The following is a 26,361-nucleotide window of genomic DNA, read 5'->3' as shown; positions in this document are numbered from 1 at the left end:
TTTGATACAGTGGATTAAAAGAGAATATGGTTTAGTATATCAAAAGGCGCAAATTTATAACTTGCTAGCCAAGGTTGGAATTATCTTTGAAAAGAAACTTGGCCTAATATCTAAAGTGTAATTATTTATTGTACTTTCACCAAAATTGATGAAGAACCCATTACTCCGAAATACCCAATTTGTCCTATTGTAATGAATTTCGCGGATAACATACCATAATATCAACTCTTCATCAATTGGTCTTGCAAGAAAGCGTGTTTCCAAAATTGTATGGTCACCTTTACCAACCGCAATTAAAGCATCAACAATAGGATTCAGCTTAGGTGTCCGTAATGAGTCAATTGATTTGGCAAATTGACCTCCTCTTGCATCTGTATTATAGGAATAGAGCTCAGCAATAGCTATTAAATTATGGAGGTCTTTTTGGTTAAGCTTTATTTGGGCTTTAGCAAAAGTCGTTGCTGCCAAAAGGACAAAACTTAGAAAGTATTTCATCACGCTTCGTCTATGTATTTGCATATTTGTTCTATCTGCTTCTAATTAGTTTCCTGAAAACGTTACATCTTCCGCGCCAAAGGCCCATCCTTAGTGACCAGACTAGACCAACCGGGACAAGAGCCCACGGTTAGTTTCGCGATCAATCTGGACGCTAGAAATATATTGGCCACTGTTTCTTCACCAAAATCCCAGGTTACTTCAACAGGCGAACTCGCCTCAAATGGTTCAAGATTCTCTTTGACAAACTCCGAAGGATTTAAAAACGGTAGATTTTCCTTTTTATGCCATTCAGATTCGCTCGGAGTAGGGGCATGATTATATAACCATATATCTCCAACTATTTTATCCTCTTTTTCCTCATTCAATAAGTATGCATAACAGACCTTATCGTCATCTTCGATAAGTACGGCGAACTCAGGGCGATCATTTGATACATATTTTGTTAAACTTCCCATTGGATACTGATTTAAAACAACGAAGTCTGTGCCGTATCACTCCCCAATGGCGGTAATCCTTCCCAATCAAATTGCTCATAACGATGCTTACCATCGGGGCGGTTTGGATATCCTCTCAATGTATACACTGGATAATGTTTCAACTTTTCATTGGGCATTTCAAATAAGAAAATCGGTGGCATATCTTCTTCGTTAATATCCTCGATCCATTGACGCTCGAGATCCTCAGGCAAGAATAAGGGCATACGGTGTTTATTGGGCCCATCATTATGGATATTGGCCATCACGTCATTGGCTGCACGCGTGAGCATACCAAAAGACCCTACACGTTCAACCACGCCATCTTCATCCACCGTCTCATGCCACTGATACAGACCTGGTAAATAGAATAGCTCTCTCCCCGCTTCACCGATGAAATAAGGGACTTTCTTTTTCCAGCCCTTTACCGCACGATGTTCAAAAGTACCACTCACAGGGATAAGGCAACGTTGCTTGCGCAAGCGATACCAATAGGATTTTTTATCCTCCAGGATACGTTCGCTACGCACATTGATCATATTGCGCCTACGATCGGCCTGCAGCTTGGGATCGTCAATATAGGTAGGCAATACCCCCCACTCCATCTCGGTCAAGGCCAGCTGGCTTGAGTCCTTGTCCTTATACAGGATCGGATATTTGGGAAAGGTAATGGCCTGCACGTTTTCCAGATAGTCATAATTGTAATCCAATTGACGGCGCTCGTCCCGCAATTGCGGAAAGGTATTTTTGATAATCTCAATATCGGTATGGAGGCTAATATCCCAGCACATAATGGAATCCTTTTTTGTTTGGCTTTGATACGAATATACGCAATTTGTGCTTTAAATATGGATTGCCCTACAACAAGAAAATGGCTGCTTTCTGGTTCGGACCGGATCTGATTTAGCGAAGGATCTCTATAGCAAATACTTTCTTTTGGGTCTGCCCATCGGTAATGGTAGCCACTACCCGACCATATTCTAGGGAGAATAGGATATCGATCGGATTTTTGCGCTGAAACCTGGTCTTGGTACGCAGGTAATTGACAATATTTTTCTCGTAGAGCTTAAGCATACGCTTATCCCAATTCTCCTCCTTGATGCGATTGAGGAAGATCCGATAGCCTGATCCTGTTTCCAACAAGCTTTCGATCTTATCGGTATCCTGCGGCAGCTGCAAAGCTCTTCCCTCCTTTGCCCCCAGTTGATGGGCATGCTGATCGGCGGCTTCCTTATCATCATTCGGCGTGAGCAGAAAGCCTGTCTTTTCCTTGACATCGGGCCACTCAAAGCGCTGCAGCACAAAGTCGGCATAGCCCGACTCGACGAGCGCGCGAAACGAACTTTTGGTGACTTGTTCAAAGGGATTGTACAGCATAGGACTAAGATAGGATTTAATCAGTAAACTCTTTCTTGTTCTTTCGGATGTAGTCAACCTGAATTTTTTGCAAGTTTTCAACGTCATTAAGTTTGTAAAACTCCTCGTCAAATTTGTTTAACGGATTGTTCTCATAAGATTTACTAAAACCTTCTACCGTACCATCCTGATCTTCGGTTATTTTCGATTTCTCCTTTTCAAATGTGCTGTTTGCTCGCTCGGTCAGATCAGCAAATTTAGTAGCGCCAACTAATTTCAACGCTTCTGGCAGCGCAGTAGCAAATTGACCGCTTGAATTAAAATAAAACTGGTTATAACCACCATTATTTACTTCTGCTTCTAATCGGCTGATCATATAAATTGCTTGTCTAGATTTGTTCCAAGACAAGACGATTTCATATTCTTTATCATATGCCGCCGATAACTTACGAAAGAGGTTATCATAGACGACTTCCAATAACATGTTATCCGATGTCGTATCAATAATTTGCTCGGTTAACGGAGTCTGAATTGATGGCTTATTATTATTTTGCTTCGTAGGTTCGGAACAGCCAAACAAATTTAAAATCATTATTATAATTCCAATGGTAATAATCGGTGTTCGCATTGATTTTATCATCTTTAGATTTTTTTATTACTCAAATATATACATTGATTTGCCATACTTTTGTGTTTTATGTATCTCGCCAAAGTATGGCTGCTACCGCGGCTATCTGAAGCAAAGATTAATCATCACCTACCCATTAGGACTCCTTTCTTTGCCACATTTGGTGTGCTCTTCATAATAGATTGATAAGAAGATGTAAATGCAGATAAACTCTTATACCCGACCAGATAACCTACTTCGGAAAGTGTATATTTTTTCTGATCGATCAACTCAATACTTTTTAAAATTCTTATAAGCTGATGATATTTTTGAACTGTGATACCTGTCTCCGATTTAAATATACGTTGAAGTGTTCTGGCCGACATAGCAACCTTATCTGCTAATAACTCGATATCTATACCGTATTTAAAATTACAATTAATCTCCTCACATATTGGGATCAATTTTTCATTGGATGGAATAGGTATTTGAAGATTCGTGTTTTCAGAACAAAAATTTGGAAAACTGTTTAATATGGCCTGCAAAAAATGGTATTGCTCTATATTATCTTGAAGATTTTTACTCCACTTGGCAGCATACAAAAGCATTTCCTTCAATACCACGGGTGCCGCAAAAACACGTACTGATTTAAAAAATTCGAATTCCCCATTCTACTTTCCGTCAGGCCACATTTGATGTTGTCGCTTTGCATATACTTATTGGCATATTCCATAAAAAAACAATAGATAATTTTGTATGCTCATTTAAAATTACAGTAAATATGAATAGAATATTTCTTGCATTCACATTTTTGTTACTACTTGTATTAACGGACAGATCTTTGGCAATGCAAAAACAAGCAAACATCCTTATACTAATTCATTCAGATGAAGGTGGTACCTACGAAATTGCAAAAGAGGTTGCGAAAGGAATTGAAAACAATGGTAACTCAAAAGCAATTATTAAAAGAGTCAAATTTATTGATAATCCAAAACTCAACCATATCCCGGTCGCAAACGTTTCGGAACTTTCGTCATATGATGGAATTGCATTTGGTTCTCCTGTATATTTTGGGAACATAAGTACGGCAATGAGTGAGTTTTTTGCTCAGACAACAACACTATGGTCCAAGCATGAATTAGAAGGGATGCCAGCCATGGTCTTTATGTCTGCAGGAAGTGGTGCAGGACGAGAGTTAGCTATGCAATCCTTTATGAATATGCTTGCGGTCCATGGAATGGTCCTGGTTCCAAATGGTATAAGGGGAAATGAAAAGCTTGACAAAAGTATTCCGCAAGGTAATACTGTTCTCGGCACGACGAGCCTTGCTTCATTAAAAAATGTAGCTCGTCCTTCGGATGGCGAGCGACTCTTAGCTTCCGAACAAGGAAAATATTTTAGCAAAGTAGCACTTGCTTTGAAAGGTACATTTGGGAAAAAATCTGTCAAGACTCCTGAAGTGGCGACAAAGGACATTAACCAGATTTTGAAAGAAAAACATATAACTTTACCCAAAGTACCGGCTCCTGCTGGAAATTACCAGCCTTACGTAAGAAGCGGTAATCTGGTTTTTATTAATCAATATGCATTAAAAGACGGGAAATTGATTAATCCTGGAAAAATTGGCGTAGAAGTGACAGAGGAACAGGTAAAGGAAGCAACAAGAATAACAATGCTCAATATAATAGCGGTATTGAGTGACGCAGTAGATGGTGATTTAAATAAAGTCAAAAAATGCGTGCAATTAGTGGGAATTTTCAATGCCTCAGAACCGTTTTCAGACCACGCAAAGTTAATGAATGCAGCTTCTGATTTAACAGTTGAAATATTTGGAGAACAGGGAAAACATGCAAGAGCCACACTTGGAGCATCATCTATTCCTGGAAATTCTTCTGTAGAAATACAAGCAATATTTGAAATAGAATAAACATTAGGAATCCAATTAAAACAACGAAGTCTGCGCTGTATCACTCCCCAATCGTGACAATCCGTCCCGGTCAAATTGCTCGTAACGATGCTTTCCATTGGGGCGGTTTACTATTCCCCCAACTAGTGCATTATGGGGAGTAAATTATATTTTAACGTCGATATTCATTGGCTCGGACGCTTTTTTTGTATAAAACTAAACTATTTATTTTCTAAAGTAGTTCATAAATAAACCAAAACATGCATATTATGGCACTTACAACAGGAAATGAAGACAAAGTAACGAAAGAAGTAGAACAGCAAACTTCTAAAATTCCCTCGATTTTATTCTTGGCGGCATCACTTGCAGCGATGGGAATTTCAGCTGCATTAAAATGCTGCAAAACAAAAGATGATAATACAGCTTTGTTCGTCGGTCAATGGGCGGCACCGTTTTTATTATTGGGAATTTACAATAAGATCGTTAAGACTGAAGGACACAATTAATAGGTTTTATTTTTTATGGTTGATTTTAGAGGCTGGTCTTAGGATCAGCCTTTTTTCATTTTTATCAAACCAAGCTCTTAAAAGAATTGTCCATCTATTGTCGATCGTTACGTATCAGTTCAGATTGATTGATTTAATTGTATGGTCAGGTTTTTAGGCCTGGCCATTTTAAACGTATTTTCCGGTCCTAAATGGATCTGTCAATAATTTAGTTAAGGGGCTAATCGAAAGATTAGTCCTTTTTTTTAAAAATAATGAACCATTCTATCAGAATTATGTTCTTCACCAGGTTAAGTTAGTTTGTTTTAGTAGTTATAAAGGTCGGGGATTCATGTCACCGGCCTTTTTTTATTTTTTGTAAACTATTATGGAGTTTAGTTGTAATTACTTTGGATATTTAATGAATAGATTGCAGGCTTGATAGTATCGCATTTATCAGGCCTGCATTTTTGAAAATTCTTTCCTAACAAGGGATCAATATATATCGGCTGGATCGTTCCAGCCTTTTTTATAAGTTAGGTATTTCTCCGGACTCGATCATCGCCATAAAAATATCAGCTTGATCTCTGGTGAGCCAAGAGTTGTAATTGAAATGTACTCGCCAGCCTTCTGTAAAAGACTATTGCGTTAAAGTAGTTTTGAAACCCTAAAATAAATTTGAGAGGAAAAATCACTAAAATAGCTTTGCAAGTATACCTTCAAAGGTGACCAAAATATTTTCGCCATATTTCTGCTGTGCTTTTGCACCTAAGAAATTTTTACTCAATTCTGTTTTTTCGGAAACGATTATCTGCATTTTATAGGATATTGCAAAATATGCATACAACTTAAAATGTGACTCTTCCACTGGCGTTGCATAACCGGTAACACCTATACCAAAATCAGCATTAAACAAGTGTGATGCCTGTAGTGCCATATCTTCGGCGATCTGAGACGACACACAATCACATTCTCTGGCCTCATCCTTATCGATTCCCAATAAATTTACCTTCTCTTCAAGCGTGTAAGCTGTAATCCCACCTTTAAAATTAACTGCAGCATTTTCGATCTGGGACAGCATAAACTGAAGCTGTCCAGCTGTTACACTTTCGGCCGTTGCGACAGTCTTACGATCAAGTAGCTTGCCAATACGTTGAATTACGTCCTTATCGAGTTCCATCTTATACTTATTAATTTAAACCTATAGCCTTAGCAGACCTTTTATCTACTCGGAATAATAAATCTTAAATCCGTTATTGACCGTAAGCATTTATTGTAGTAGTTTATTTTGAAAGGCGAACCGCACTAGATCAGCTGTATTTTTTGTTTTTGTTTTATCAATTAGCTGCTGCCGGTGCCCCTCAACTGTACGTTTGCTCAGAAATATCTGATCTGCTATTTCAGCGTTTGTAAAACCACGTGAGATCAGTTCCAAAACCATTAATTCCCTTTCAGAAATATCGTAGCGATGATAGATAGCTTCTTTATCGATATAAATGGGTCTATTTAGCTGAAAATGATCGAGAAGTGATAGACCTATTTCCATTGAAATATATCTTTTACCCTGTAATATGTTGAATATACCTTGAACAAGTTCGTCATAATCCGAATTTTTCGATAAAAAGCCAACTGCTCCCGCCCTAAATGCATCAGCAACGGTATTATTATCCTCGATCATTGATAAAACAGCAACGTCAATTTCAGGATATTTGGCCTTCACTTTATGGATTAATGTAATGCCACTCATCTCTTCCATTTTGAGATCTGTAATTATAAGATCAGGTGTCTCGCCTTTACCTAAGAATTCTAGCGCCTCAACTCCATTTCCCACCTCCCCAACAATGGAGAGCTGCTTATGTGACTCCAATATTAGCCTAAAGCCGTTCCTTACCAATGTGTGATCGTCAACAAGTAATATTTTATACATCGTAGTAGAGAAAATCGTGTGTTATATGTATTTCAGAACAATTAGCCTGCCATTTTTACATAACCAGAAAGTTTTAAATCTATATTTTAAAATTTGTAATAATTACTTATAAGCCCAGGTATTATTACCTTCCATGAAATATATGCTACAATTTCTATCGTGTCAACATCCCCTTATAATTTTTATAAAAAGTTTCCATCGCACTTAAAATTGGATTATGAACTTTCGATGTATTTAGAACCTTATTGCTGAAACTTAATATTCGCAGTTAAAGTACTTCGTCAGACTATTACAGTGATTTCAAGTATTAAATGACTTATATTGCGTAGTTTATCAGCTAACGAAACCGATCCCAAGAAGGTTCACTTTATATATTTATTAAAAGATGAAAAAAAACCAAATTATGCAGGATCGGTATCAAGGTATACTTATCGTTGCATTCGCAATTGTTGCACAACAGGGCCCCGAGGATCTTCCGAACGATGTGCCAGACAATCCTGAAGAGGAATTATCAGAAAATGAACCCGATGAAACTCCAGAAATGCCCGATCAGGATGATTTAGGCATCGACGAAGAACTAGGAGACGAAGAAGAAAATGAATTTCCTAAACTTGACGAACAGGAAGAAGACGAAAGAGAGTTAGATAACAATGGAAGCATTTAAAATCAAACTGTCTTTTCATTTTATGAAATAACCAACGCGTTAAAGCTATATTTGACCGCATCAAAGCACCCTTTCAAATTGAACTCAGAGGCCCGAGCTGCATCAATATGTGCTCCCGTACTGGAACTTTTATTTTGGACATCTGCTCCATGATAATTTTTGAGATCTGCTGACAACTCATTTTACCCTGCGAGACTACCTTTTTTTCTTCAGCCATGACCGTTTGACGACATTGTCTGGGTGCTGTTTTTTTTTTACAAATATTTTTTAGGCGAAACAGCACGGGTTTGGATATTGTTATCTCTTAAAGATTTATAAAATGTGGAAAGTTTGACATTCGAAGCTTATCAATAGCACGAATTACAAACAATAAAAAATATTACTATGTCATTATTTTCAAACGATTTGAGCAAAGAGCCTGTATTTGACGGCATTGGTTACGAACCTTCTTTTTTTTCAAGAAAGACGATGGTTACGACCAAGACAAATTACAGTAAAAAAAAGTACAGTGATATCAACAAGGACACCCGAAAAAAGATTCTTGTGCTCTGCACAGAAGAACGGTATATGACCATGAAAAATGGAAAGAAGTTTTCAACGGGCAATCATCCGGTCGAAACACTGGTTCCCATTCTTCATTTCGAACAGGCTGGATTTGATGTTGACTTCTACACACCAACAGGTGCTCCTGTAAAATTTGAGATGTGGGCTATGCCGTACGAAGATGAAAACATCGGTAAAATCCTCGACAAGTATAATACTCAATTTTCAAACCCGCACAACCTGAGAGATTTTATAGCTGACACGAATAAAGGATATGTTGATTACGTTGCCGTTTTTATCCCAGGCGGGCATGGCGCAATGCTAGGACTACCTGAAAATAATGATGTCAAAGAACTGATCAAATGGGTAGTAGCGGAAGATAAATATCTATTGGCAATCTGCCATGGCCCCGCAGCGCTCTTAAGCGTAGCAGATTGCGGAGACGCTGAGTTTTCTTTTAAGGGATATAAGATTAATTCGTTTCCTGATGAAATGGATAAGATTTTGCCAGAAAGTGGATACCAGCCCGGTGAGATGCCCTGGTTTTATGGCGAAAAACTCAAACAGCTTGGAATCGAAATTCTGAATAAAAAAATTGCCGGCGATTGTCACGTTGACAGAAAATTAATTACTGCAGATAGTCCGTTAGCGGCTGATAAATTCGGGAAACTCTGCGCAGATGAACTTCTTGCCTATGAAAAATCAAAAGTGGAAAATGAATAGGTAGCGGAAGCCATATGGATCATTGCAAAGTCTTGCCAACGTTTTCAAAATTTGAACGATCATTTTTAAGAACTAATGAATATTTCAATCTATGTCAAAAACTAAAATATATAAAGACATACCGGTTATTTTAACAACGGAAACAGAACAGTTATTTGATTTTGAATTAGGTGAAAGTGGTCAGGTAGGCCAATATGCCAAAATATCGTCTGAAGGACACGAACTAATTATAGGAGTGGATCTCAGTTACCTAGACGGAGATATGCCCGAGAAATGGAGGCAACCTGCTGTTCAGAAACTACTTGCTTTAGTAAGGGATGATAACAAAACAATCGGTGATTTAAATTAATTCTTTTTCAAATACAAGCCTCCCTTATTAACCGATAAGGGAGGTTTTCTGACTATATATCCATTTAGTTACTGAACCACAGCCTAACATGGAGATGGTTAACCGTGTTGTCGGAATGGCAGACGAACTCAGAAGGCCTATGATGCTGATTGTGTGGGCACAAAAAAGGCCGGAATAAACCAGCCCTGATATATATAGTTATGATCCCAATAATGGGATAGTCGGTTTCAAAAAATGCTGGCCTAACAAGTGCAAATCAAGCCAGCAAAAGCAATCTTCTCATTTTTCGCATAAAGGACAACCGAAATATAATATTCGTTTGAAAAAAATAAAAAAACCTTGAGGAGGGGGATCTCAAGGTTTTTACTACCTGTTATTAACCTAATTTATGAAAAGTACCATTATAACAATGGCTAATTCGCTTTCATTTGATATTTTATAAAATAATCAAATAGGCCCTTTACTTTGCAGATGCGATGGCAACGGAATTATCCCACGACGGTTCAATGCTTAACCCTGGAATTCCTCTGGTTTGATTTAGATTACAATATTTTTGGAACCTTTGAATCGTTCGGAAAACTACCTTTTAAAATAAAGAATGGATTATCCTATTGCAAACTTAAAAACAGAGGCTCATAATATAAGATTCTGTTGCTGTTTTTAACACACAAAAAGAATTTAGCTAATCTATTTGTTATAAAAATCTTATCTTTATCTACCTACTAGTAGATAGATTATGACAACAAGAGAGAAAATAGTCAGCACAGCGGCAGAAATGCTATCTAACAATGGTTTCAATGCATTCAGTTTCCATGACATCGCAAGCGAAATAGGGATAAAAAATGCTTCAATACATTATTATTTCCCAACCAAATCAGACCTTATCATCGAGATAATACATTATTCTCAAAATATACAAGCTGCTTTATTTGAAACAATATCGCAACAGAAACCGGAGGAAAAGCTATCTCTACTGATCGACTTTTATGTGGATTTAGCTGATAAAGGACAGATGTGTCCCATTGTTTCCATTTCCTCGGATATGAACGATATAGACTCCAATATCAAATTGGAAGTAGGAAAATTTTATGATCTTCTTTCGGGTTGGCTTGCTTCGGTAATTGAAGAAGGAATAACCAAAAATGACTTTGTAACTACGCAAGAGCCGCAGGACAAATCGATTGAAATATTGAACATTCTGGCCATGTTACCTATTTTATCTCGTCTGGGTAAGGGACGTGAAAGTCTCACTAAACTTAAGCAATCTGTTATGGATAATCTGGTAAAAAAAGATCACTTAGATAATAAAATAAGTTTGCTTGCGCAAGAGATTGAACAACAAAAGGAAACCATTGCACATCAAGCAGCTATTATAGCAGCTCATAAAAAAGTTATCTCCCTCTATGAGGCCAATGACACTATACAACAATGGCTACCCCAAAAATAAGAATATTACCAAATTAAATTTATTCAATAGAAGAAGGAACTTTAAGATTAAAAATCTAAAAATAATAACACCTTCCTAAAACCTGACATTGTATAAGGTATTCTAGTAAGATTTGTTACCAAATGAACCCTCTGCAAATTCATTGGTCTAAATTATTTATAACTTCAGTACTGCAAGTAAATTCCAAAGGGACAGTAGCCAAGTGGTAAATGTTATTGCCTATTTCATTTCTGAACTCCCCATCGAATTATATCTTATCGTCAAAAAAGACATTTTGTAAAAAATATTTTTTTTATTGAACAGTGTTCAATAGATTTGCAGTATCATTAATTTAAATTTTTTGTAAAATGAAAAAAGCATTAGTAACCGGAGCCAGTGGCGGTATTGGTAAGGAGGTTGCAAAACGGCTGGCAGCAGAGGGATATCTTCTAACCTTGGTTGCACGCAACGAAGAAAAGCTAGGCTCGCTGCAAGAGTCTCTAGGACGGGACCACCATCACATCCTACCACTCGACCTAACCAATCAAGAGGATATAATTTATCTCAGTAATCATTTAGTCAGCAATAAGTACGACCTATTTATCAATAACGCAGGCAATGGTACTTATGGTAGATTTGTTGACATTCCATTGGAAAATCAGATCGAGACGATGACACTCAACATGGAAGCTCTCGTTGCTCTATCCTATGCATTTCTAAAGCATGCAAAATCTGGAGATGCACTGATCAATATAGCTTCGATCCTAGCACATTCCTCATTACCAGGAGGTGCCGTATATGCGGCAACAAAAAGTTTTGTCGCCAATTTTTCTGAATCTCTGTGGTACGAATTTAAAAATAAGGGTATATTTGTCGCGGGCTTTAACCCGGGTGCAGCCGACTCTGATTTCCATTCAAACGCAGGGAGCCAAACGAGTGCATTTCCTAAATTTGTTGTTTCCTCAGTCCAGCAAGTTACTGATGAACTGATAAATGCAATAAGCAAAAGAAGCAAACCAAGAATTGTTCAGGGGTTAAAAAATAGATTGATGCTATTTGGCTTTAGATTCTTAAGCCGAAAAGCAGCAGTTAAAATCATGGGTAAAATCAGTCCGGGAATGTCCCATTCCTAAAATGGAATGAACAATATTTTAACGATTCATAGTTATCATAAAATGAGTATAGCAGAAAGAAAACAGGAAGAAAAACAGGAAATGCGTAAACGTATTTTGGATGCTGCACGAAAGATATTTCTTGAAAAAGGCTATGAAAACACCAGCATGCGAAACATTGCGAGCGAAATCAATTACAGTCCTGGAACAATCTATTTCCATTTTAAAGACAAGAGTGAAATTTTTCATGAACTTCATAAAGAAGGCTTCAGGATAATGCTATCACAATTAAAAGTGCTAGACCATGTGGCTGATCCTTTTGAACGTCTTAAAGCCGTAGGAAGAGCCTTTATTCAATTTGCGCAGGATAATAAGGATTATTATAACCTGATGTTTATAGCCGACGAACCGGAGAAGTCATCTCAGAAGGGTGGTTTTCAAATTGCGCAGGAAGCGATCAATCACCTATTGGGGCTCGTAAAAGAATGTCAGGCACAGGGAAGGTTTAAAGGAATGGATGTTGAGTACTTTTCGTTTATGATACTTTCATCGATGCACGGCATATGTGCCTTATTTTGTAAGGATCGCACAACCATCTTTCAGAACAAGACCAACGAAGAGCTCATGAAATATGGATACGAATGCTTCGTTTCATTATTGGAAAAAGGATAGTCCTTTTTTTTACACCTGTATTGAACACCGTTCAAATTAATTACAATGATCAAACTAATGGAAAATATTTTATTTTGGTGCAGCTTATCCTGCACCATTTTATCCGTACAAATTACAAGGGCACAAAATCTTCTGAAGGATTATATCCAACAAGGGCTCCAGTCAAACCAGATCATCCATCAGCAGGATTTCATGCTTGAAAAAAGCATATATGCTCTTGAGGAGGCAAAAAGTATGTTTAAGCCCAATGTCACTTTCTCGACTACCTATACAAAAGCAGATGGTGGTCGCACCATAGATATTCCAGTTGGTGACATGCTGAATAATGTTTACTCTACCTTAAATCAGCTCACTGGAACAAGCTCTTTTCCTCAGTTACAAAACCGAAATGAACAGCTTAATCCGGATAATTTTTACGATGCAAAATTCCGTGTTACCCAGCCGATCTTAAATGCGGAAATTAGCTATAACAAAAAGATCAAATCCAAGCAGATTGACCTTCAAAAAACGGAAGTCCAGCTCTATAAACGTGAGTTGGTCAAAGAAATCAAAACTTCATATTACAATTATCTGAAAGCCGTCAATGCCGAAAAGATCTACCTCTCCTACCGTAAACTTGTTGCTGAGGGAGAGCGTGTTAATAAGAAACTTTTTGACAACGGGAAGATCAACCGGACAGCAGTGATACGCAGTAAAAATGAAGTTTCTAAAATAGACGCTTCAATAATATCTGCTCAAAAAACAAAGGAATCTGCACAATTTTACTTTAATTTTCTGCTGAACAGACCCTTATCGGACAGCATTGCGGTTGATGAAATAACCACTTTGCCAGAGCAGGACCTATCCCTTATGGACAATGTTTCTGCTCGTGAGGAACTCTCAAAACTTAAAATAGCAAAAGGGATCAATGAAGACCTGACCGGACTGGCAAAATCATACCTCATCCCCAAAATTGGCGCAAGCATGGATCTGGGTTCGCAGGCTTTTGACTGGAAATTCAATAAGCAAAGCCGTTACTATTTAATGGGGGTGTCCTTACAATGGGATCTCTTTGCTTCAGGTAAAAATACCAATCGTATAAAACAGGCCATTGCAGAGCATCACGCTATTGAATCCCAGACGGGATATGTTGAGCAGCAACTATTGACCGAACTCAGAGTCCGTCAGGCCAATATGCTAAGCGCTATTGCGCAATATCAAGCCGCGCAAAGCCAGTTGACAACAAGCCAAACTTACTACAAAGATGTAGCACTGATGTACAAAGAAGGCATGGCCATCTATATCGAATTGCTGGATGCACAAAATCAATGGGTAGACTCCCAGCTTCAGGAAAATATCGCCCTTTTTGACACATGGATTTCTTATGCAGCAATTGAACGTGCCGCAGCTAGTTTTAACATTCAAAAATAAAAAAATGAAAAAATTTCAATTCATACTTCTTATTTCGGGCCTATTTATTCTATCCTGCAATGAGGAACCAAAACGTAAAAGTTCACTTAGTGAACCCGATATTATATCAGTCAAAATATCCCCTATCTCATCATTGAATACTTCCGGTACCATACAGGTGACTGGCTTAGTGAGTACAGAAGATGAGACCAATTATTCATTCAAGATAGGCGGAGTTATCAGCAGTATTCTAATGAATGAAGGACAATTTTTCAGAAAGGGACAACTTTTAGCGACCCTTAATACAACGGAGATCGCAGCCGGCGTTGCCCAATCCGTATTGGGCGTAGAAAAGGCTCAACGCGATTATGCCCGAGCGGCCAGTCTGTACAAGGATAGCGTCTTCACCCTTGAGCAATTACAAAACACAAAAACAGCTCTTGATATAGCAAAGAAATCTAAGGAAGCCGTTGCGTTTAATGAACGGTACGCAAAGATCTATGCTTCTTCAGATGGTTTTGTAGCTAAAAAGATTGCCAGTGAAGGTGAAGTTGTTGGTGGTGGTATGCCAGTGCTTTTAACCAATTCGGTTAAACAAAATACAAGCTATATATTAAAAGTTGGCGTAACGGACCTTGAATGGGCAGAAGTAAAAATAGGACAGCTTGCAAAAGTTAAACTGGATGGTTATCCTGATCGAGTTTTTCAAGCAAGTGTTTTAAGAAAGCTACAGTCTGCTGACCAACAAATCGGTTCTTTTCAGGTTGAACTAAAATTAAATCTAAAGGGTGTAATCCCAGCTGTTGGTATGTTCGGTAAGGCAGAAATTGCCACAGACCAACAGCAAACATCCATTGTTATCCCTTACAGTTCACTTGTCGAAGCCGATGGAAAAAAAGCCTTTGTATTTACGGCTATCAGCAACAACAAAGTTAAAAAAATACCGGTCAATATTGAAAAGTTTGACAATGATAAAGTTTATCTAACAGGACAGCTTGAGGGAGCCAATAATATTGTCGTTTCAAACAGTGCCTATCTGAACGAACAGTCCATCATTAAAATAATCAAGTAATCCTACATCCGATGAAAATAACAAATTTCGCTGTAAAGAATTATCAGTTTACGCTGATCATATTCGTTCTTTTCGCAGTTGTTGGGCTGTTGACACTGTTCACTATGCCGCGATCGGAAGATCCGACAACACATTCGCCACAATACATCATTACTGCGATATATCCGGGTACCAGTCCCAAAGATATGGAAGAACAGGTTGTAAAACCCATTGAAAATAAGATATACGGACTCGATAACATTGAAAAAATCCTGACTTCGGTTGAAGATGGAGTCGCTGTAATCCAGCCAAAATTTAAGTATGGTGTTGATGTTGACAATAAATATCAGGAAATTTCCACGGAGATCAATGCACTTAAAAATAGTGAACTTCCCAAGGATATCCATCTCCTCAAGACCGAAAAAGTCGCTTCTTCCGATGTCAAAATTATCCAGGTAGCCTTGGTTTCCAATATAGCATCTGCCAAATTGCTGCGCGATCAGGCGGATATACTCAAAACCCGTCTGGAAAAGATAACCGACCTTAAGGAAGTCAAATATGCCGGAATTCCTGAACAGGAAATCCGGATTGACATTCAGCTGGATAAGCTGGCACAGCTAAAAATACCACTGGGTATGGTAATAGGAAGTCTCCAGAGTGAAGCGGCTGATATTCCGGGTGGAAGCATCAACCTCGACAGTAAAGTGTTCAATGTAAAGACAAGCGGTAAGTTCAAAAATGTGGATGATGTTGCCAGCACGGTTATATACAACGCCAATGGCAAAATTGTTTACCTACGGGATGTGGCTGAGGTCAGTTATAAAGACGGAATAGTAAATCACATTACCCGACTCAATGGACATCGCTGTATCCTAGTGACAGCAGCAATGAAGGACAATGTCAATATCAGCAAGGTAAAAGAAGAATACACGCCTGTATTGGACGCGTTCAACAAAGACCTTCCGGAAAACATCAAAATGGTCAAAAATTTTGATCAGGCGGACATGGTATCCAAACGATTGGGACATTTGGGTTTTGATTTTGGTCTTGCGATCCTATTGGTTGTTATCACCCTGCTCCCACTTGGGTTCCGTGCCTCATTGATCGTTATGATTTCCATTCCATTATCACTTGCACTGGGCTTGATCGCGATGAATCTGATGGGCTACTCGCTTAACCAGCTGAGTATCGTAGGACTTGTTGTGGCTTTGGGATTATTGGTTGATGACAGTATCGTTGTAGTAGAGAATATTGAACGATGGCTCAGGGAAGGTCATTCAAAAACAGATGCTATCTTAAAAGGAACCAAGCAGATTGGCATTGCTGTAGTTGGCTGTACGGCTACGCTGGTCATCGCCTTTCTTCCCCTTGCTTTCCTTCCCGATATTGCTGGTGAGTTTATCCGTAGCTTACCAATTGCGGTCATTACAAGTGTGCTTGCCTCAATGCTCGTAGCGCTTACCTTAGTCCCGTTTTTGGGTAGTAGGATGCTAAAAACGCATACACATGGTGCTGGAAACTTTTTCCTTCAAAAATTGCAGCAGTTTTTAAGTTTCTCTTATCGCAGGATGATGCCTTTAGCACTATCCTGGCCCAAGGTCACCGTAGGAATCTCACTAATTTTGAGTGTAGTTGCCTTTCTGCTATTTCCATTGGCAGGGTTCAAACTTTTTCCGACATCTGAAAAACCGATGTTCCTGATCAACATCAAATTACCTTTACAGGCCGATATTCCTGAAAGCGACCGAGTGACGAAACTTGTTGAAAAAGAATTAAAGCAGCATAAAGAAATTGTATATTTCACTTCCAATGTAGGGAAAGGTAATCCGCAGATCTATTACAATGTACATCAGCAGGATATCAAACCGGATTTCGCGCAGATATTCGTTCAGATGGAAGAAGAAGCCAACCCAAAGTCCAAACAGGAGCTGATAAAATCATTACGCAAAAAGTTTGCTGATTTTCCGCTCGCCAGAATTGAGGTGAAGGATTTTGAACAGGGAACTCCTATTGAAGCAAACATTGTTGTGCGTATATTCGGGGAAAATCAGAATATCCTAAGAGCGCTCTCTTTTAAAGCCGAAGAAATTTTACGGAAACATCCGGGAACATTCTTTGTAAACAATGAGCTCAATGCCTACAAATCCGATGTAAAAGTAACCGTTAGCAAAGAAAAGGCAAGGACCTTGGGCGTGCTGACCAGTGATGTTGACAAGGTGATCCGCATGGCGGTTGCAGGACTTAATGTGGGTGATTACATTGATAACAGAGGTGATTCACGTAATGTAGTAATCACACTTCCGCGTGAAAAGTTCGCTAACCTTGGTGCCCTAAAGGGACTTTATGTAAACAATCTCCAGGGAACACCGGTCCAAATTGACCAGATTGCCACTATTGGTTTCGAGACCTCTCCGACCGCCATAAATCATTTTAACAAATCGAGATTTGCCAAAGTCACTTCGCTTACCAAAGACGGCGTATATGCCAATGACATTCTAAAGGATATTGTTCCCCAGCTCGATAAAATGAAATTACCTCCGGGCTATTATTATAAATTGTCAGGTGAAGCAGAATCAGAAGGTGATGCATTGGGTGGAAATTTTCTTTCAGTGATCTTGCTCAGCGGTTTCCTATTTGTTGGTGTACTCCTACTGCAATTCAAGACATTCAAAGGAATTATTATCGTGTTATCGATTATACCGCTCGGGATACTTGGAGGTGTCGTTTTCTTGTTGTTGACAGGTAATCCCATGTCTTTGGTATCCATTATCGGTTTTATAGGACTTTCAGGAATTCAGGTAAAAAATTCACTTTTGTTGGTGGACTTTACAAACCAGCTTCGTTTAGAAGGACATAGTATTGATGACGCGGTGAATTTGGCTGGCGAAACACGTTTTCTACCGGTTGTTCTGACTTCGATAACCGCAATCTGTGGATTGCTTCCTATTGCGCTGAATCCTAACCCGCTTATCGCTCCGCTAGCAATAGTGCTGATTGGAGGACTGATCAGCTCAACTATTCTTTCAAGAATTGTTACACCAGTGATGTATAAATTAATTCCTCCACAGTTGGAAATGGAGGAAAAGGATTAACATTGATCGAGTCGATCTAAGGATTATAGATCCATTAAACGGCTACCAATAGGTAGCCGTTTAATGGATCTAAACAGATTAAAATAATATAGAACAAACTTATGGCCCATAATTGCGGATCATTATTTTTAGCGTATTGTTTACTGTAATCTCAGATGGAATGAACTTCTGGAATCATCTTATGGTATCTGCGATGATAGCATCCAGAATGCTTTTATTCATTGCTCAGGAATTTCAAGAGTCCTTTTACTTAGATTTCCCCTGTTGACCTAGTAAAAAGCTCAAAAAGGTCCTCAGCCGCGCCATTAAATTTTTTGCCATTCACATAAAACGATGGTGTCCCATTGACCCCACTAATCACTCCGCCCTGTAAATCGGCATCAATTTTATTCACCAGCTCCTCTTTTTGTATATCGGACTTAAACTTTTCCATATCTAATCCTATTTTTTCTGCTATTTTAAAAAGATACTGGTCGTCAAGCTTCCGCTGATTTTCGTAAATGGCATCGTGCATCTCCCAAAACTTATCCTGCAAAAAAGCAGCTTCTGCAGCGATCGCGGCCGGAAGCGCATATTCATGCATTTCTGAAAGCGGGAAGTTTCTAAATACAAATTTCACCTCTCCGCTAAATTTTTTCAAGAGCTTCTTTAGCACCGGATAAGCGGCTCCACAGTAAGGACATTGATAGTCACCATACTCTACGATAACTAAATCGGCATCTAGATTGCCTTGGGCGTGGTCAGTTATACTGACAGGTATTTTTAATGACATAACTATTTTATTTTAAGATTTTCAAGAGCTTCCAATATTCCATCTGCACCGGGATTTACCGCCGTCGGTGATTTGTAGCACCATTGGATGATACCTTCTTTATCGATTACAAAAAGAGCGCGGTTGCACTGACCTTCATGCTCATTATAGACATCGTATTTTTTTGCTACCTCACCCTTTGGCTCAAAGTCTGCAAGTAGCGGAAAGTGTAGGTTACGCGACTGCGAAAAAGCCAGATGGCACCATTTGCTGTCCACGGAAATTCCGAACAATTCTGCGTCATACTTTTTAAAGTACTTGAGCATTTCATTGTACAATGCCATCTGATCACTGCAGACTGGACTCCAATCGGCAGGATAGAATGCTAAAATCACGTTACGGCCCTTAAATTCGGATAATGTAACTTTCTGGTCTGGTGTTGCAAATAATGTAAAATTTGGTGCAACAGTATTTTGTTCTAACATAATTTTATTGTTTAATAATTGATATAGGAAATATGGATGTAGATGCAAGTAGAAAGAACGCTCGTAGAAAAACTTTCTTTTCAGGCAGCATAAGTTTTATTTTTCAGGTTGAATAAAAATCTTCTTAGATGGAAATTTTTCAATTTCACCATCTGCTAAGCCAAAGTTTGTCACCACGACATCTTTAGGGTTGCCTGAAAGCCATTCGCTCAGATCAATAGACTCATATTTCCCGTTGTTAAATCCGATAAGAACACGGCATACCGTATCACCTGTATTTTTAATGTAGTGTCCAGCTCCCATGGGTACATAGCCTACGTCACCTGCATTGAACTTTTCGGTGACTACAGTACCCTCGGCAAGAAAAACAGACATCTCCGCCTGGCCCGAAATATAATACTGCCACTCGTCGGCATTCGGATGCCAGTGCATTTCCCGAAGTGCCCCAGGCTGCAATTCAAGAATAGAACCGGCCATGGTCGTACTGATCGGAAATTCCTTACTTGTAACCAATCGCTGAAGACCACCCCCGGGAATGATTCTAGGCTGCTGGGCGTGAAGCGGATAACGATGTAAATTGGTAAGTTCTATGTCAGATCCTTCTGGTCTTACAGCAGCATTAAACGACAATTCATCCGGGACAATACCTGCGGCGAAATAGGCTTCTTTTTTCGGCAGCGCAGCAACTTCTTCTAATGTCAACCCTAAATTCTGTGCGACAATTTCTGGAGGCATACTGGCAACGAAGTCAGTTACGCTAAACGTGTGGTCTTCGGAAAAATTACCGTTGTCAAATATCAGGATGAAGTGACACTCTTCAGTTCCTGTTGCCTGGATCGAATGTCCATAGCCTTTAGGAAAATACCATACATCACCCGGTTCAAAATTGTCGGTATAGCTATGACCGTCCGGATGAATAATGGTCGTACGAACGGTTCCGGAAATGACGTAGGCCCATTCAGCAGCATTTGCATGCCAATGGAGCTCTCGCATACTGCCCGGCTGTAATCGCATCGATACACCCGCAATTCCGATCGAAGCCGGGAAGTCGGTTACAGAAGCACCTCTGGTGGTACCACCATCATTTGTGCGTGGTTCTTTTTTTTCTAATTCGTACTTGAAGCTTAATGATGTCGTTTTCATAATATTGTTTTTAACGATTGATATTCCTGTTTGTTACTAAAGTAAATTTACCGAAGAAAGGACTCCATTAATACGGACATTCGGTGAACAGGCAGATATGATCGTTGAACCAGCGCTATAGCAAGAGATTTTTAAAAGCTTATTATATTGAGTGGGAAATTCTTAATTGCTCCTTAACAAAAAAAGTGAGCTATGCAGCTCACTTTTTATATTTTTTGGTAAGGAAGTTTTAAGATTCAATAAAGGCTAAAATATCCTTATTGATCGTAGCAGCCTCTGTTGTAGGCATACCGTGCGGAAAGCCCGGGTAAGTAATCAAGGTTCCGTTCTTTAAGAGTTTAGCAGATTTAACGCCGGCATTTTCATAAGGAACAATCTGATCATCCTCACCGTGCAGCACCAGGACAGGAATATCAACTGCTTTCAAATCTTCTGTGAAATCTGTTTCAGAAAAAGCTTTGATACCCTCATAATGGGCAACAATTCCCCCCATCATACCCTGTCTCCACCAGTTTCTCCGAATTCCTTCCTTAATATCGGCTCCCGCTCTGTTATAACCGTAAAAAGGAAGTGTTAGATCGATATAAAATTGTTGTCTATTGTTCAAAGTCTGATCCCTGATATTATCGAATACCTCCATTGGCACACCATCGGGGTTACTTTCATTTTGTACCATGATCGGAGGAACAGCACTGATAAGTACAGCTTTCTTTGCTCTTCCATCAGCATATTTGTTCACGTAACGAATTACCTCACCTCCGCCTGTTGAGTGACCGATATGAATGACATCTTTGAGATCAAGGAATTCAACAAGTTCGGCAGCATCAGCAGCGTACTGCTCAATGGTGTGTCCATAAATATCCTGACTCGATCTGCCATGGCCCCTCCGATCATGAGTGACTACGCGATACCCTCTCTGTAGGAAGAAAATCACCTGAGCATCCCAGTCATCGGAAGATAATGGCCAGCCGTGGTGAAACATCAATACTGGACCCTGTCCTTGATCTTTGTAAAAAATTTCTGTTCCGTCTTTTAGTTTTAAAGTGCTCATAGCTATTTGGTTTAACTGTTAATATGTATTTTCTTTTTGCTACCATAAAACTACACGAACAATTAGCCAATTTCAAAAATCATTCGACGAATGGGCAAAATGAGTCGTTAAATAGACAACAAAAAAGATCATCAAGCATGAGCTGATGATCTTTCAATTACTTATTGTTAATGTAGAACTTAGTCCGTATAGCTTGCTAATAAACGTTGAGCTTCTTCGACGGCTGCGGTAAGGATATGCACGACTTCGGTCAAAACACCTTCCGATAAGGTGTTCTGTTCGGTTGTAAGTTCAAGTATTCCCAGTTTATCATCAAGAATAGGAAGCAATCCCATAATGGCGACGCTAGTTTTAAAATCATGTGCTCTTAATTTAAATCTGGAGAAGTCCTGACTTGCGTAAGCGGCCTTTAGCTCCTGAAGCTGGCCTGGAACTTTGTCGATAAACTGGCGGGTGACTGTCCGCTCGAAAGCGCTGTCCCCCCTACTTACCGAATGCATGTAAGCAAGGTCCAAATAAGTAAACTTCCCCTTATCCGCAATTTCTTCAAACTGCACTGTAGGCTGGAATCTGATGCCAAAATGTGAAATAAGCTTAAAGAGCTCTTCTTCATTGATGGGTTTGGAAATATATTCGTTCATTCCTCTGCTGAGGCATTTTTCTCGTTCACCTGCCAAAGCATGCGCAGTCATGGCAATGATCGGAATATCCAATTGCAACACTTCCCTGATGTGCTGCGTTGCAGCATAACCATCCATCTGTGGCATCTGTAAATCCATCAACACAAGGTCGGCGTGATTATTTTTTAGATACTCTACGGCCTCCTGTCCATTGGAAACAATGTCAAAATCTACATTCCATTGTCCGAGCAAATGCTTCATCAGGCTCTGGTTCATCATATTATCATCAACCACCAAAATATGAATCGGTACATTGGATTGATCTTTAAAATAAGCAGTATGAGCCACGGATGCTATTACTATTTGCTCTTGCGCTATACCGTAAGGAATAAAAAACTTGAACGTTGTGCCGCTTCCCTGCTCGCTCTGTACTTCAATGTCGCCATGCTGGAGCAGTACGAGGTTTTTTACGATAGACAAGCCGAGTCCTGTTCCGCCATAATTGCGGGTAATGGAATCTTCGCCTTGATTAAAGCGTTCAAACACTTCATTGAGTTTTTCCTTGTCAATTCCAATTCCCGTATCTGTGATGATAAATCCAACCACAACTTCCTTTTCGCTCCTGCTCTTTTGGTAAATTTCGATATGTATACTGCCCTGTTTGGTAAATTTAATGGCATTTCCAATCAAGTTTACCAAAATCTGGGTTAACCTGGTTGCATCCCCTGTCAGTGTATCGGGAATGGAGACATCGACCTTACTTGAAATCGAAAGCCCTTTTTCTTTTGCCCTTTCAGTGAAGAAGGTTTCTACAGAATTTAACAACCCACTGATACTGAATGTACCGACAGTGATGCGCATCATACCAGCCTCGATTTTGGAAAGGTCCAAAATATCGTTGATGATCGTCATCAAATTCTCTCCTGATTGTTGAATGGATGATACAAACTCAGAAGAGGTCGCGTCCAGACTTCTTTTTTGCAGCAGGTTTGTAAATCCGAGAATTCCACTGAGCGGGGTTCTAATTTCGTGGCTCATATTGGCAAGGAAGTTCTCCTTGGTCTGCGCTGCAATGGAAGCTTTCTTTTCCGCAGCGTCCAGTTCCTCGATCAGCACACGTTGCCGGCGGAACTGGCGTAGGATATGGAAACCGACTACCGAACCGCTCAAAATCAATAAAACCAATAGGGAAATATCGTATAGCCTTGCTTTTCTGCCCATTTCCTCACTCTGCAAGCTGAGCTCACTCATGTGCAGCTGCCTACTTTTATAGATCTTCGCTGTTATTCCCGTAATTTCGTTTGAAATGATTCGGGCTCTTGGATTGGCAATTGAGGTTTGATCATCCATGTTTCCAAGAGAAAGATACCGTGCCAAAAGCTGATCACGGACTATTTTTTTGTCCATTGCAAGGACGCCCAGCCGTTGTATAAGCTTTTCTTCCACAGGATCGGAATTATCTTTGGACAAGGAATCCAGAAAGTTCTCGATCTGATTTATCTTTTTATCGATCCCTTCCAGATGGGTCGTATCGTTGGTGGCTATAGATGCCCGAATCCTACTTTCCACACCAAGGATATCGCGGTCGATTTCCCGCAGATGATTGCTCGCACGCAGCTCGTTCAGCAGTGTGTTATTGTTATGGATAAGAGCTTTTGTATTTCTGGCCGAATTGACCTGAACGGCAATCAGCAGTATTGTTCCCGCTATAAATGTCAGAATTATAAAGTAGCTAAACCGTTTACTGTTCATTATAGAATTACTTGACATAAACAAAAGTTAAGAGGATTGGTTAAGTAATACCTTAAGAATAAAAACAGCAGGTGATTTAAAATACATTCATTCTTGTATTTAAAGCCTTACGGTATGCATCTGCTACCGGAATGAATGTACCTTTTATCACAATACCACCGTCCTGTAAGGTATCTATTTTACTGATAGATACAATAAAGGACCGATGCACTCTGATAAAATCATTCTTCGGTAAACGCTCTTCCGCAGTTTTCATCTTGCCATGAATGGCAAACATCCTTTCTTTTGTGTAAAATTTTACATAATCTCCCATTGCCTCAGCATAAAAAATATCTTCAAGCTTCAGTCGTCTGGTCACGTTTGAGTCCCTGACAAATAGGAATTCATCGCGGGTAACCTGGACCTGCTCTTTTCTGCTGTCAAGAATTACTTGGGCTTTCTCCACCGCCTGTAAAAACCGAACGGGAGAAATGGGTTTTAAAATATAATCTGCAACATTGAGTTCAAAGGCTTCAATCGCATATTCCTTTTTTGAGGAAGTGAATATGATTATCGTGTCTTTACCTGATAAACTTTTGGTAAGCTCGATACCAGTCATTTCTGGCATTTCAATATCGAGAAAAATCAGGTCCACCTCGTTTTTCTGAATATAATGATATGCCTCCATAGCGTTTGGGAATTCCCGGACAATCGTTAGACACGGAACTTGTTTTGCCAGGTGAACCAATGTAGTTCTTGCAATATCATTATCATCAACGATGAGCGCTTTCATAGTAATAAGTATATATGTTAATATGACAAATATACTTATTACTTTCATTTTTAGTGCGAATCAATAGCTCCTATCTAAAATAGGAACGGATCATCCATGCCATCTGTTCATGAGTTTCCATCAGTCCAGTGATAAAGTCACTGGTTCCATAATCTTTATATATCTCCGCAAAAGGTGTAATATTTCCGCGTAAAAATTCAATGATACTTTCGTGGTCTGCCAGCAGGTCTTTCATGTAGCCAAGACCATCATTCGTCCTGTCACTATACTCGGTAAGGTGTGTCAGTTCAAGGTAGTTCTTCAGGGTTGCTGGTGCATAATGCCCGATTTTTCGTAGGCGTTCAGCAACGCTATCAATGAGTTCGTCCAACTGCTTGTACTGCCCCTCAAAGAAGATATGGTTTGCATGAAAATTGTCTCCGGTGACGTTCCAGTGTGCGTTTCGGGTCTTGATATAAAGTACAGTTTCATCGGCCAATAATTTTGCCAATTGTGCAGCAACAGCTTCTGTGTTTGCTTCGGTTATTCCAATATTTGCTTTCATAATATGAATGTTTTTAGCGTTTTTTTTTAATTTAAATTACCAGCGTTATCTAACAAGAGTAATCTTACCGATATGTGTGCCCTTTTCTAACAGCTTATGTACCCGGGATACTTCACTAAAGGGAAATGTCTGAAAGATCACAGGTCGGAGCTTTTTTGATTCTAGAAGTGGCCAGACATGCAAATTCGGCATATCCACCACCAGCGAGCAATGCGCACACCCTATCCCCCACTTTAAAGTTTGTGACCTGCGGACCACATGCTACGATTATACCGGCTATCTCCAGACCAAGTATGTCTGCCGGTACACCCGCGGGAGCAGGATAATTGCCCTCCCGTTGAAAAATATCAGATCTATTGAGACCCGCTGCTTTTACTTCAATCAGGACTGTCTGCTATGGGTATTGGCGTTTCAAATTCTTTCAACTATAGCACCTCAGGACCACCGTAGTTTGTTATAACGACAGCTTTCATATGTTTCAACTTTTTGTTTTTAAATTTTCTGCTCTTTTCCATTTAAGTTTGTGCACAACTTCCTTCCCCTCTGCAAAAAAAGGTTTGCCACTTTCCAAAATCAGATATTCATTTTCAAAATGTATGACCCTATTCTGCGTTTGACCGGTCCAGTTTGGAAAAAGCGAAATAAACATCGTATGGCTCAATATCTGTTTTTCTTCATCCGCATAAAACGGGCCTGAATAAGCCAAATAGGTAGATACTTCCTGTATGTACTCTTCTGCATTAGCTCCTTTCCAATGTTCCTGATTAAAGTTCTCCCGTTCGGGATTCATAATCTGCGCTGACATATAGCCGTCAGGATTATATATGATCAAGCTTTTGGGTGATTTGCCCATGGGATAGGAAATATCTCCACTTTCAAGCGCGACTTCTGTCAGTTCCACCAATGTCCATGTACCAATCAATCGATTAAATAATGTCTCTTCCATTTTTAAAGAATTTTTGGAGCGGGT

General features: G+C 39.4%; 29 protein-coding genes. 11 read left to right on the top strand and 18 right to left on the bottom strand.

Annotation, left to right across the window (positions count from 1 at the left end; all coding sequences use genetic code 11):
• Window positions 1-54: 54 nt before the first annotated feature.
• The 6 genes from GVK91_RS26270 to GVK91_RS26245 all read right to left on the bottom strand — a co-directional run bounded on the left by GVK91_RS26270 (window position 55) and on the right by GVK91_RS26245 (window position 3,542).
• Complete coding sequence (locus tag GVK91_RS26270) at window positions 55-495, bottom strand: hypothetical protein (RefSeq protein ID WP_159732326.1); 441 nt, start codon at window positions 493-495, stop codon at window positions 55-57.
• Between the two features lie 62 nt (window positions 496-557).
• Window positions 558-953: a hypothetical protein gene (locus GVK91_RS26265; RefSeq protein WP_153845611.1), complete on the bottom strand. Its 396-nt coding sequence runs from the start codon at window positions 951-953 to the stop codon at window positions 558-560.
• A gap of 11 nt (window positions 954-964) precedes the next feature.
• A complete protein-coding gene (locus GVK91_RS26260; protein ID WP_153845610.1) occupies window positions 965-1,762 on the bottom strand; it encodes an SOS response-associated peptidase in 798 nt (265 codons plus the stop codon).
• Between the two features lie 112 nt (window positions 1,763-1,874).
• Entirely contained in the window at window positions 1,875-2,348 is a 474-nt protein-coding gene (locus GVK91_RS26255; protein ID WP_159732323.1) for a hypothetical protein, read from the bottom strand.
• A gap of 16 nt (window positions 2,349-2,364) precedes the next feature.
• Window positions 2,365-2,967, bottom strand: coding sequence for a DUF4375 domain-containing protein (locus GVK91_RS26250; protein WP_153845608.1), 603 nt, complete (start codon window positions 2,965-2,967; stop codon window positions 2,365-2,367).
• 113 nt (window positions 2,968-3,080) lie between these two features.
• Window positions 3,081-3,542, bottom strand: coding sequence for an AraC family transcriptional regulator (locus GVK91_RS26245; protein ID WP_159732320.1), 462 nt, complete (start codon window positions 3,540-3,542; stop codon window positions 3,081-3,083).
• 173 nt (window positions 3,543-3,715) lie between these two features.
• Between GVK91_RS26245 and GVK91_RS26240 the strand changes: the two genes are divergently transcribed.
• Both GVK91_RS26240 and GVK91_RS26235 read left to right on the top strand, forming a co-directional pair.
• Window positions 3,716-4,861 (top strand): Atu1372/SO_1960 family protein, encoded by a 1,146-nt coding sequence (locus GVK91_RS26240; protein ID WP_153845606.1) that lies wholly within the window; start codon window positions 3,716-3,718, stop codon window positions 4,859-4,861.
• Between the two features lie 248 nt (window positions 4,862-5,109).
• Window positions 5,110-5,346, top strand: a complete 237-nt coding sequence (locus tag GVK91_RS26235; protein ID WP_159732317.1) for a hypothetical protein — start codon at window positions 5,110-5,112, stop codon at window positions 5,344-5,346.
• Window positions 5,347-6,019: 673 nt separating this feature from the next.
• On the opposite strand, the gene GVK91_RS26230 is transcribed toward GVK91_RS26235, so the two are convergent.
• Both GVK91_RS26230 and GVK91_RS26225 read right to left on the bottom strand, forming a co-directional pair.
• Window positions 6,020-6,505 carry a CinA family protein gene (locus tag GVK91_RS26230; protein ID WP_153845605.1) on the bottom strand — a complete coding sequence of 162 codons (486 nt, stop codon included), beginning with the start codon at window positions 6,503-6,505 and terminating at the stop codon, window positions 6,020-6,022.
• 90 nt (window positions 6,506-6,595) lie between these two features.
• Entirely contained in the window at window positions 6,596-7,252 is a 657-nt protein-coding gene (locus GVK91_RS26225; protein WP_153845604.1) for a response regulator transcription factor, read from the bottom strand.
• A gap of 385 nt (window positions 7,253-7,637) precedes the next feature.
• Between GVK91_RS26225 and GVK91_RS26220 the strand changes: the two genes are divergently transcribed.
• The 9 genes from GVK91_RS26220 to GVK91_RS26180 all read left to right on the top strand — a co-directional run bounded on the left by GVK91_RS26220 (window position 7,638) and on the right by GVK91_RS26180 (window position 18,273).
• Window positions 7,638-7,916, top strand: coding sequence for a hypothetical protein (locus GVK91_RS26220; RefSeq protein ID WP_159732314.1), 279 nt, complete (start codon window positions 7,638-7,640; stop codon window positions 7,914-7,916).
• Window positions 7,917-8,300: 384 nt separating this feature from the next.
• A complete protein-coding gene (locus tag GVK91_RS26215; protein ID WP_153845602.1) occupies window positions 8,301-9,182 on the top strand; it encodes a DJ-1/PfpI family protein in 882 nt (293 codons plus the stop codon).
• A gap of 91 nt (window positions 9,183-9,273) precedes the next feature.
• The gene (locus GVK91_RS26210; RefSeq protein ID WP_153845601.1) at window positions 9,274-9,531 is read left to right on the top strand and encodes a hypothetical protein; all 258 of its coding nucleotides are present in this window, start codon (window positions 9,274-9,276) and stop codon (window positions 9,529-9,531) included.
• A gap of 736 nt (window positions 9,532-10,267) precedes the next feature.
• Window positions 10,268-10,978: a TetR/AcrR family transcriptional regulator gene (locus tag GVK91_RS26205; protein ID WP_153845600.1), complete on the top strand. Its 711-nt coding sequence runs from the start codon at window positions 10,268-10,270 to the stop codon at window positions 10,976-10,978.
• Between the two features lie 347 nt (window positions 10,979-11,325).
• Complete coding sequence (locus GVK91_RS26200; protein ID WP_153845599.1) at window positions 11,326-12,090, top strand: SDR family oxidoreductase; 765 nt, start codon at window positions 11,326-11,328, stop codon at window positions 12,088-12,090.
• 6 nt (window positions 12,091-12,096) lie between these two features.
• Complete coding sequence (locus GVK91_RS26195; protein WP_153845598.1) at window positions 12,097-12,741, top strand: TetR/AcrR family transcriptional regulator; 645 nt, start codon at window positions 12,097-12,099, stop codon at window positions 12,739-12,741.
• 57 nt (window positions 12,742-12,798) lie between these two features.
• Window positions 12,799-14,151: a TolC family protein gene (locus GVK91_RS26190; protein WP_200845712.1), complete on the top strand. Its 1,353-nt coding sequence runs from the start codon at window positions 12,799-12,801 to the stop codon at window positions 14,149-14,151.
• A gap of 4 nt (window positions 14,152-14,155) precedes the next feature.
• Window positions 14,156-15,202 carry an efflux RND transporter periplasmic adaptor subunit gene (locus GVK91_RS26185; RefSeq protein WP_153845596.1) on the top strand — a complete coding sequence of 349 codons (1,047 nt, stop codon included), beginning with the start codon at window positions 14,156-14,158 and terminating at the stop codon, window positions 15,200-15,202.
• An 11-nt stretch (window positions 15,203-15,213) separates the two neighbouring features.
• Window positions 15,214-18,273, top strand: coding sequence for an efflux RND transporter permease subunit (locus tag GVK91_RS26180; protein WP_153845595.1), 3,060 nt, complete (start codon window positions 15,214-15,216; stop codon window positions 18,271-18,273).
• A 250-nt stretch (window positions 18,274-18,523) separates the two neighbouring features.
• Here the strand turns inward: GVK91_RS26180 and GVK91_RS26175 are convergent, their stop codons facing one another.
• From GVK91_RS26175 to GVK91_RS26135, 10 genes are all read right to left on the bottom strand, one after another.
• The gene (locus GVK91_RS26175) at window positions 18,524-19,045 is read right to left on the bottom strand and encodes a thioredoxin domain-containing protein (protein WP_159732311.1); all 522 of its coding nucleotides are present in this window, start codon (window positions 19,043-19,045) and stop codon (window positions 18,524-18,526) included.
• Window positions 19,046-19,047: 2 nt separating this feature from the next.
• Window positions 19,048-19,509 (bottom strand): redoxin domain-containing protein, encoded by a 462-nt coding sequence (locus GVK91_RS26170; protein ID WP_153845593.1) that lies wholly within the window; start codon window positions 19,507-19,509, stop codon window positions 19,048-19,050.
• Window positions 19,510-19,605: 96 nt separating this feature from the next.
• Window positions 19,606-20,652 (bottom strand): cupin domain-containing protein, encoded by a 1,047-nt coding sequence (locus tag GVK91_RS26165; RefSeq protein ID WP_159732308.1) that lies wholly within the window; start codon window positions 20,650-20,652, stop codon window positions 19,606-19,608.
• 229 nt (window positions 20,653-20,881) lie between these two features.
• A complete protein-coding gene (locus GVK91_RS26160) occupies window positions 20,882-21,703 on the bottom strand; it encodes an alpha/beta fold hydrolase (RefSeq protein WP_159732305.1) in 822 nt (273 codons plus the stop codon).
• Window positions 21,704-21,882: 179 nt separating this feature from the next.
• Window positions 21,883-24,075 (bottom strand): ATP-binding protein, encoded by a 2,193-nt coding sequence (locus tag GVK91_RS26155; RefSeq protein ID WP_159732332.1) that lies wholly within the window; start codon window positions 24,073-24,075, stop codon window positions 21,883-21,885.
• A gap of 76 nt (window positions 24,076-24,151) precedes the next feature.
• Complete coding sequence (locus GVK91_RS26150; protein WP_159732302.1) at window positions 24,152-24,847, bottom strand: LytTR family DNA-binding domain-containing protein; 696 nt, start codon at window positions 24,845-24,847, stop codon at window positions 24,152-24,154.
• A gap of 70 nt (window positions 24,848-24,917) precedes the next feature.
• Window positions 24,918-25,391, bottom strand: a complete 474-nt coding sequence (locus tag GVK91_RS26145) for a Dps family protein (RefSeq protein ID WP_159732299.1) — start codon at window positions 25,389-25,391, stop codon at window positions 24,918-24,920.
• A 45-nt stretch (window positions 25,392-25,436) separates the two neighbouring features.
• Window positions 25,437-25,532, bottom strand: coding sequence for a hypothetical protein (locus GVK91_RS27835; RefSeq protein WP_227550139.1), 96 nt, complete (start codon window positions 25,530-25,532; stop codon window positions 25,437-25,439).
• Window positions 25,507-25,737 carry an alcohol dehydrogenase catalytic domain-containing protein gene (locus tag GVK91_RS27575; RefSeq protein WP_235033000.1) on the bottom strand — a complete coding sequence of 77 codons (231 nt, stop codon included), beginning with the start codon at window positions 25,735-25,737 and terminating at the stop codon, window positions 25,507-25,509. Before GVK91_RS27575 ends, GVK91_RS27835 begins: the two co-directional genes overlap by 26 nt.
• 132 nt (window positions 25,738-25,869) lie before the next feature.
• The gene (locus tag GVK91_RS26135; RefSeq protein ID WP_159732296.1) at window positions 25,870-26,337 is read right to left on the bottom strand and encodes a lipocalin-like domain-containing protein; all 468 of its coding nucleotides are present in this window, start codon (window positions 26,335-26,337) and stop codon (window positions 25,870-25,872) included.
• Window positions 26,338-26,361 lie beyond the last annotated feature (24 nt).

The sequence above is a fragment of the Sphingobacterium sp. 18053 genome (assembly GCF_902706145.1).
GTDB lineage: Bacteria > Bacteroidota > Bacteroidia > Sphingobacteriales > Sphingobacteriaceae > Sphingobacterium > Sphingobacterium paramultivorum.
Note: the sequence above shows the minus strand (reverse complement) of the source record. Positions and strands in the feature narration are given on the sequence as shown.

Bases quoted from the DNA above. Each gene is read 5' to 3' on its own strand.
- GVK91_RS26165 (WP_159732308.1), bottom strand. From the start codon at position 20,652: ATGAAAACGACATCATTAAGCTTCAAGTACGAATTAGAAAAAAAAGAA.
- GVK91_RS26190 (WP_200845712.1), top strand. From the start codon at position 12,799: ATGGAAAATATTTTATTTTGGTGCAGCTTATCCTGCACCATTTTATCC.
- GVK91_RS26170 (WP_153845593.1), bottom strand. From the start codon at position 19,509: ATGTTAGAACAAAATACTGTTGCACCAAATTTTACATTATTTGCAACA.
- GVK91_RS26220 (WP_159732314.1), top strand. From the start codon at position 7,638: ATGAAAAAAAACCAAATTATGCAGGATCGGTATCAAGGTATACTTATC.
- GVK91_RS26155 (WP_159732332.1), bottom strand. From the start codon at position 24,075: ATGAACAGTAAACGGTTTAGCTACTTTATAATTCTGACATTTATAGCG.
- GVK91_RS26260 (WP_153845610.1), bottom strand. From the start codon at position 1,762: ATGTGCTGGGATATTAGCCTCCATACCGATATTGAGATTATCAAAAAT.
- GVK91_RS26180 (WP_153845595.1), top strand. From the start codon at position 15,214: ATGAAAATAACAAATTTCGCTGTAAAGAATTATCAGTTTACGCTGATC.
- GVK91_RS26135 (WP_159732296.1), bottom strand. From the start codon at position 26,337: ATGGAAGAGACATTATTTAATCGATTGATTGGTACATGGACATTGGTG.
- GVK91_RS26245 (WP_159732320.1), bottom strand. From the start codon at position 3,542: ATGCTTTTGTATGCTGCCAAGTGGAGTAAAAATCTTCAAGATAATATA.
- GVK91_RS26240 (WP_153845606.1), top strand. From the start codon at position 3,716: ATGAATAGAATATTTCTTGCATTCACATTTTTGTTACTACTTGTATTA.
- GVK91_RS26225 (WP_153845604.1), bottom strand. From the start codon at position 7,252: ATGTATAAAATATTACTTGTTGACGATCACACATTGGTAAGGAACGGC.
- GVK91_RS26195 (WP_153845598.1), top strand. From the start codon at position 12,097: ATGAACAATATTTTAACGATTCATAGTTATCATAAAATGAGTATAGCA.
- GVK91_RS26205 (WP_153845600.1), top strand. From the start codon at position 10,268: ATGACAACAAGAGAGAAAATAGTCAGCACAGCGGCAGAAATGCTATCT.
- GVK91_RS26265 (WP_153845611.1), bottom strand. From the start codon at position 953: ATGGGAAGTTTAACAAAATATGTATCAAATGATCGCCCTGAGTTCGCC.
- GVK91_RS26150 (WP_159732302.1), bottom strand. From the start codon at position 24,847: ATGAAAGCGCTCATCGTTGATGATAATGATATTGCAAGAACTACATTG.
- GVK91_RS26235 (WP_159732317.1), top strand. From the start codon at position 5,110: ATGGCACTTACAACAGGAAATGAAGACAAAGTAACGAAAGAAGTAGAA.
- GVK91_RS26145 (WP_159732299.1), bottom strand. From the start codon at position 25,391: ATGAAAGCAAATATTGGAATAACCGAAGCAAACACAGAAGCTGTTGCT.
- GVK91_RS26250 (WP_153845608.1), bottom strand. From the start codon at position 2,967: ATGATAAAATCAATGCGAACACCGATTATTACCATTGGAATTATAATA.
- GVK91_RS26185 (WP_153845596.1), top strand. From the start codon at position 14,156: ATGAAAAAATTTCAATTCATACTTCTTATTTCGGGCCTATTTATTCTA.
- GVK91_RS26175 (WP_159732311.1), bottom strand. From the start codon at position 19,045: ATGTCATTAAAAATACCTGTCAGTATAACTGACCACGCCCAAGGCAAT.
- GVK91_RS26210 (WP_153845601.1), top strand. From the start codon at position 9,274: ATGTCAAAAACTAAAATATATAAAGACATACCGGTTATTTTAACAACG.
- GVK91_RS26270 (WP_159732326.1), bottom strand. From the start codon at position 495: ATGAAATACTTTCTAAGTTTTGTCCTTTTGGCAGCAACGACTTTTGCT.
- GVK91_RS26215 (WP_153845602.1), top strand. From the start codon at position 8,301: ATGTCATTATTTTCAAACGATTTGAGCAAAGAGCCTGTATTTGACGGC.
- GVK91_RS26200 (WP_153845599.1), top strand. From the start codon at position 11,326: ATGAAAAAAGCATTAGTAACCGGAGCCAGTGGCGGTATTGGTAAGGAG.
- GVK91_RS26230 (WP_153845605.1), bottom strand. From the start codon at position 6,505: ATGGAACTCGATAAGGACGTAATTCAACGTATTGGCAAGCTACTTGAT.
- GVK91_RS26160 (WP_159732305.1), bottom strand. From the start codon at position 21,703: ATGAGCACTTTAAAACTAAAAGACGGAACAGAAATTTTTTACAAAGAT.
- GVK91_RS26255 (WP_159732323.1), bottom strand. From the start codon at position 2,348: ATGCTGTACAATCCCTTTGAACAAGTCACCAAAAGTTCGTTTCGCGCG.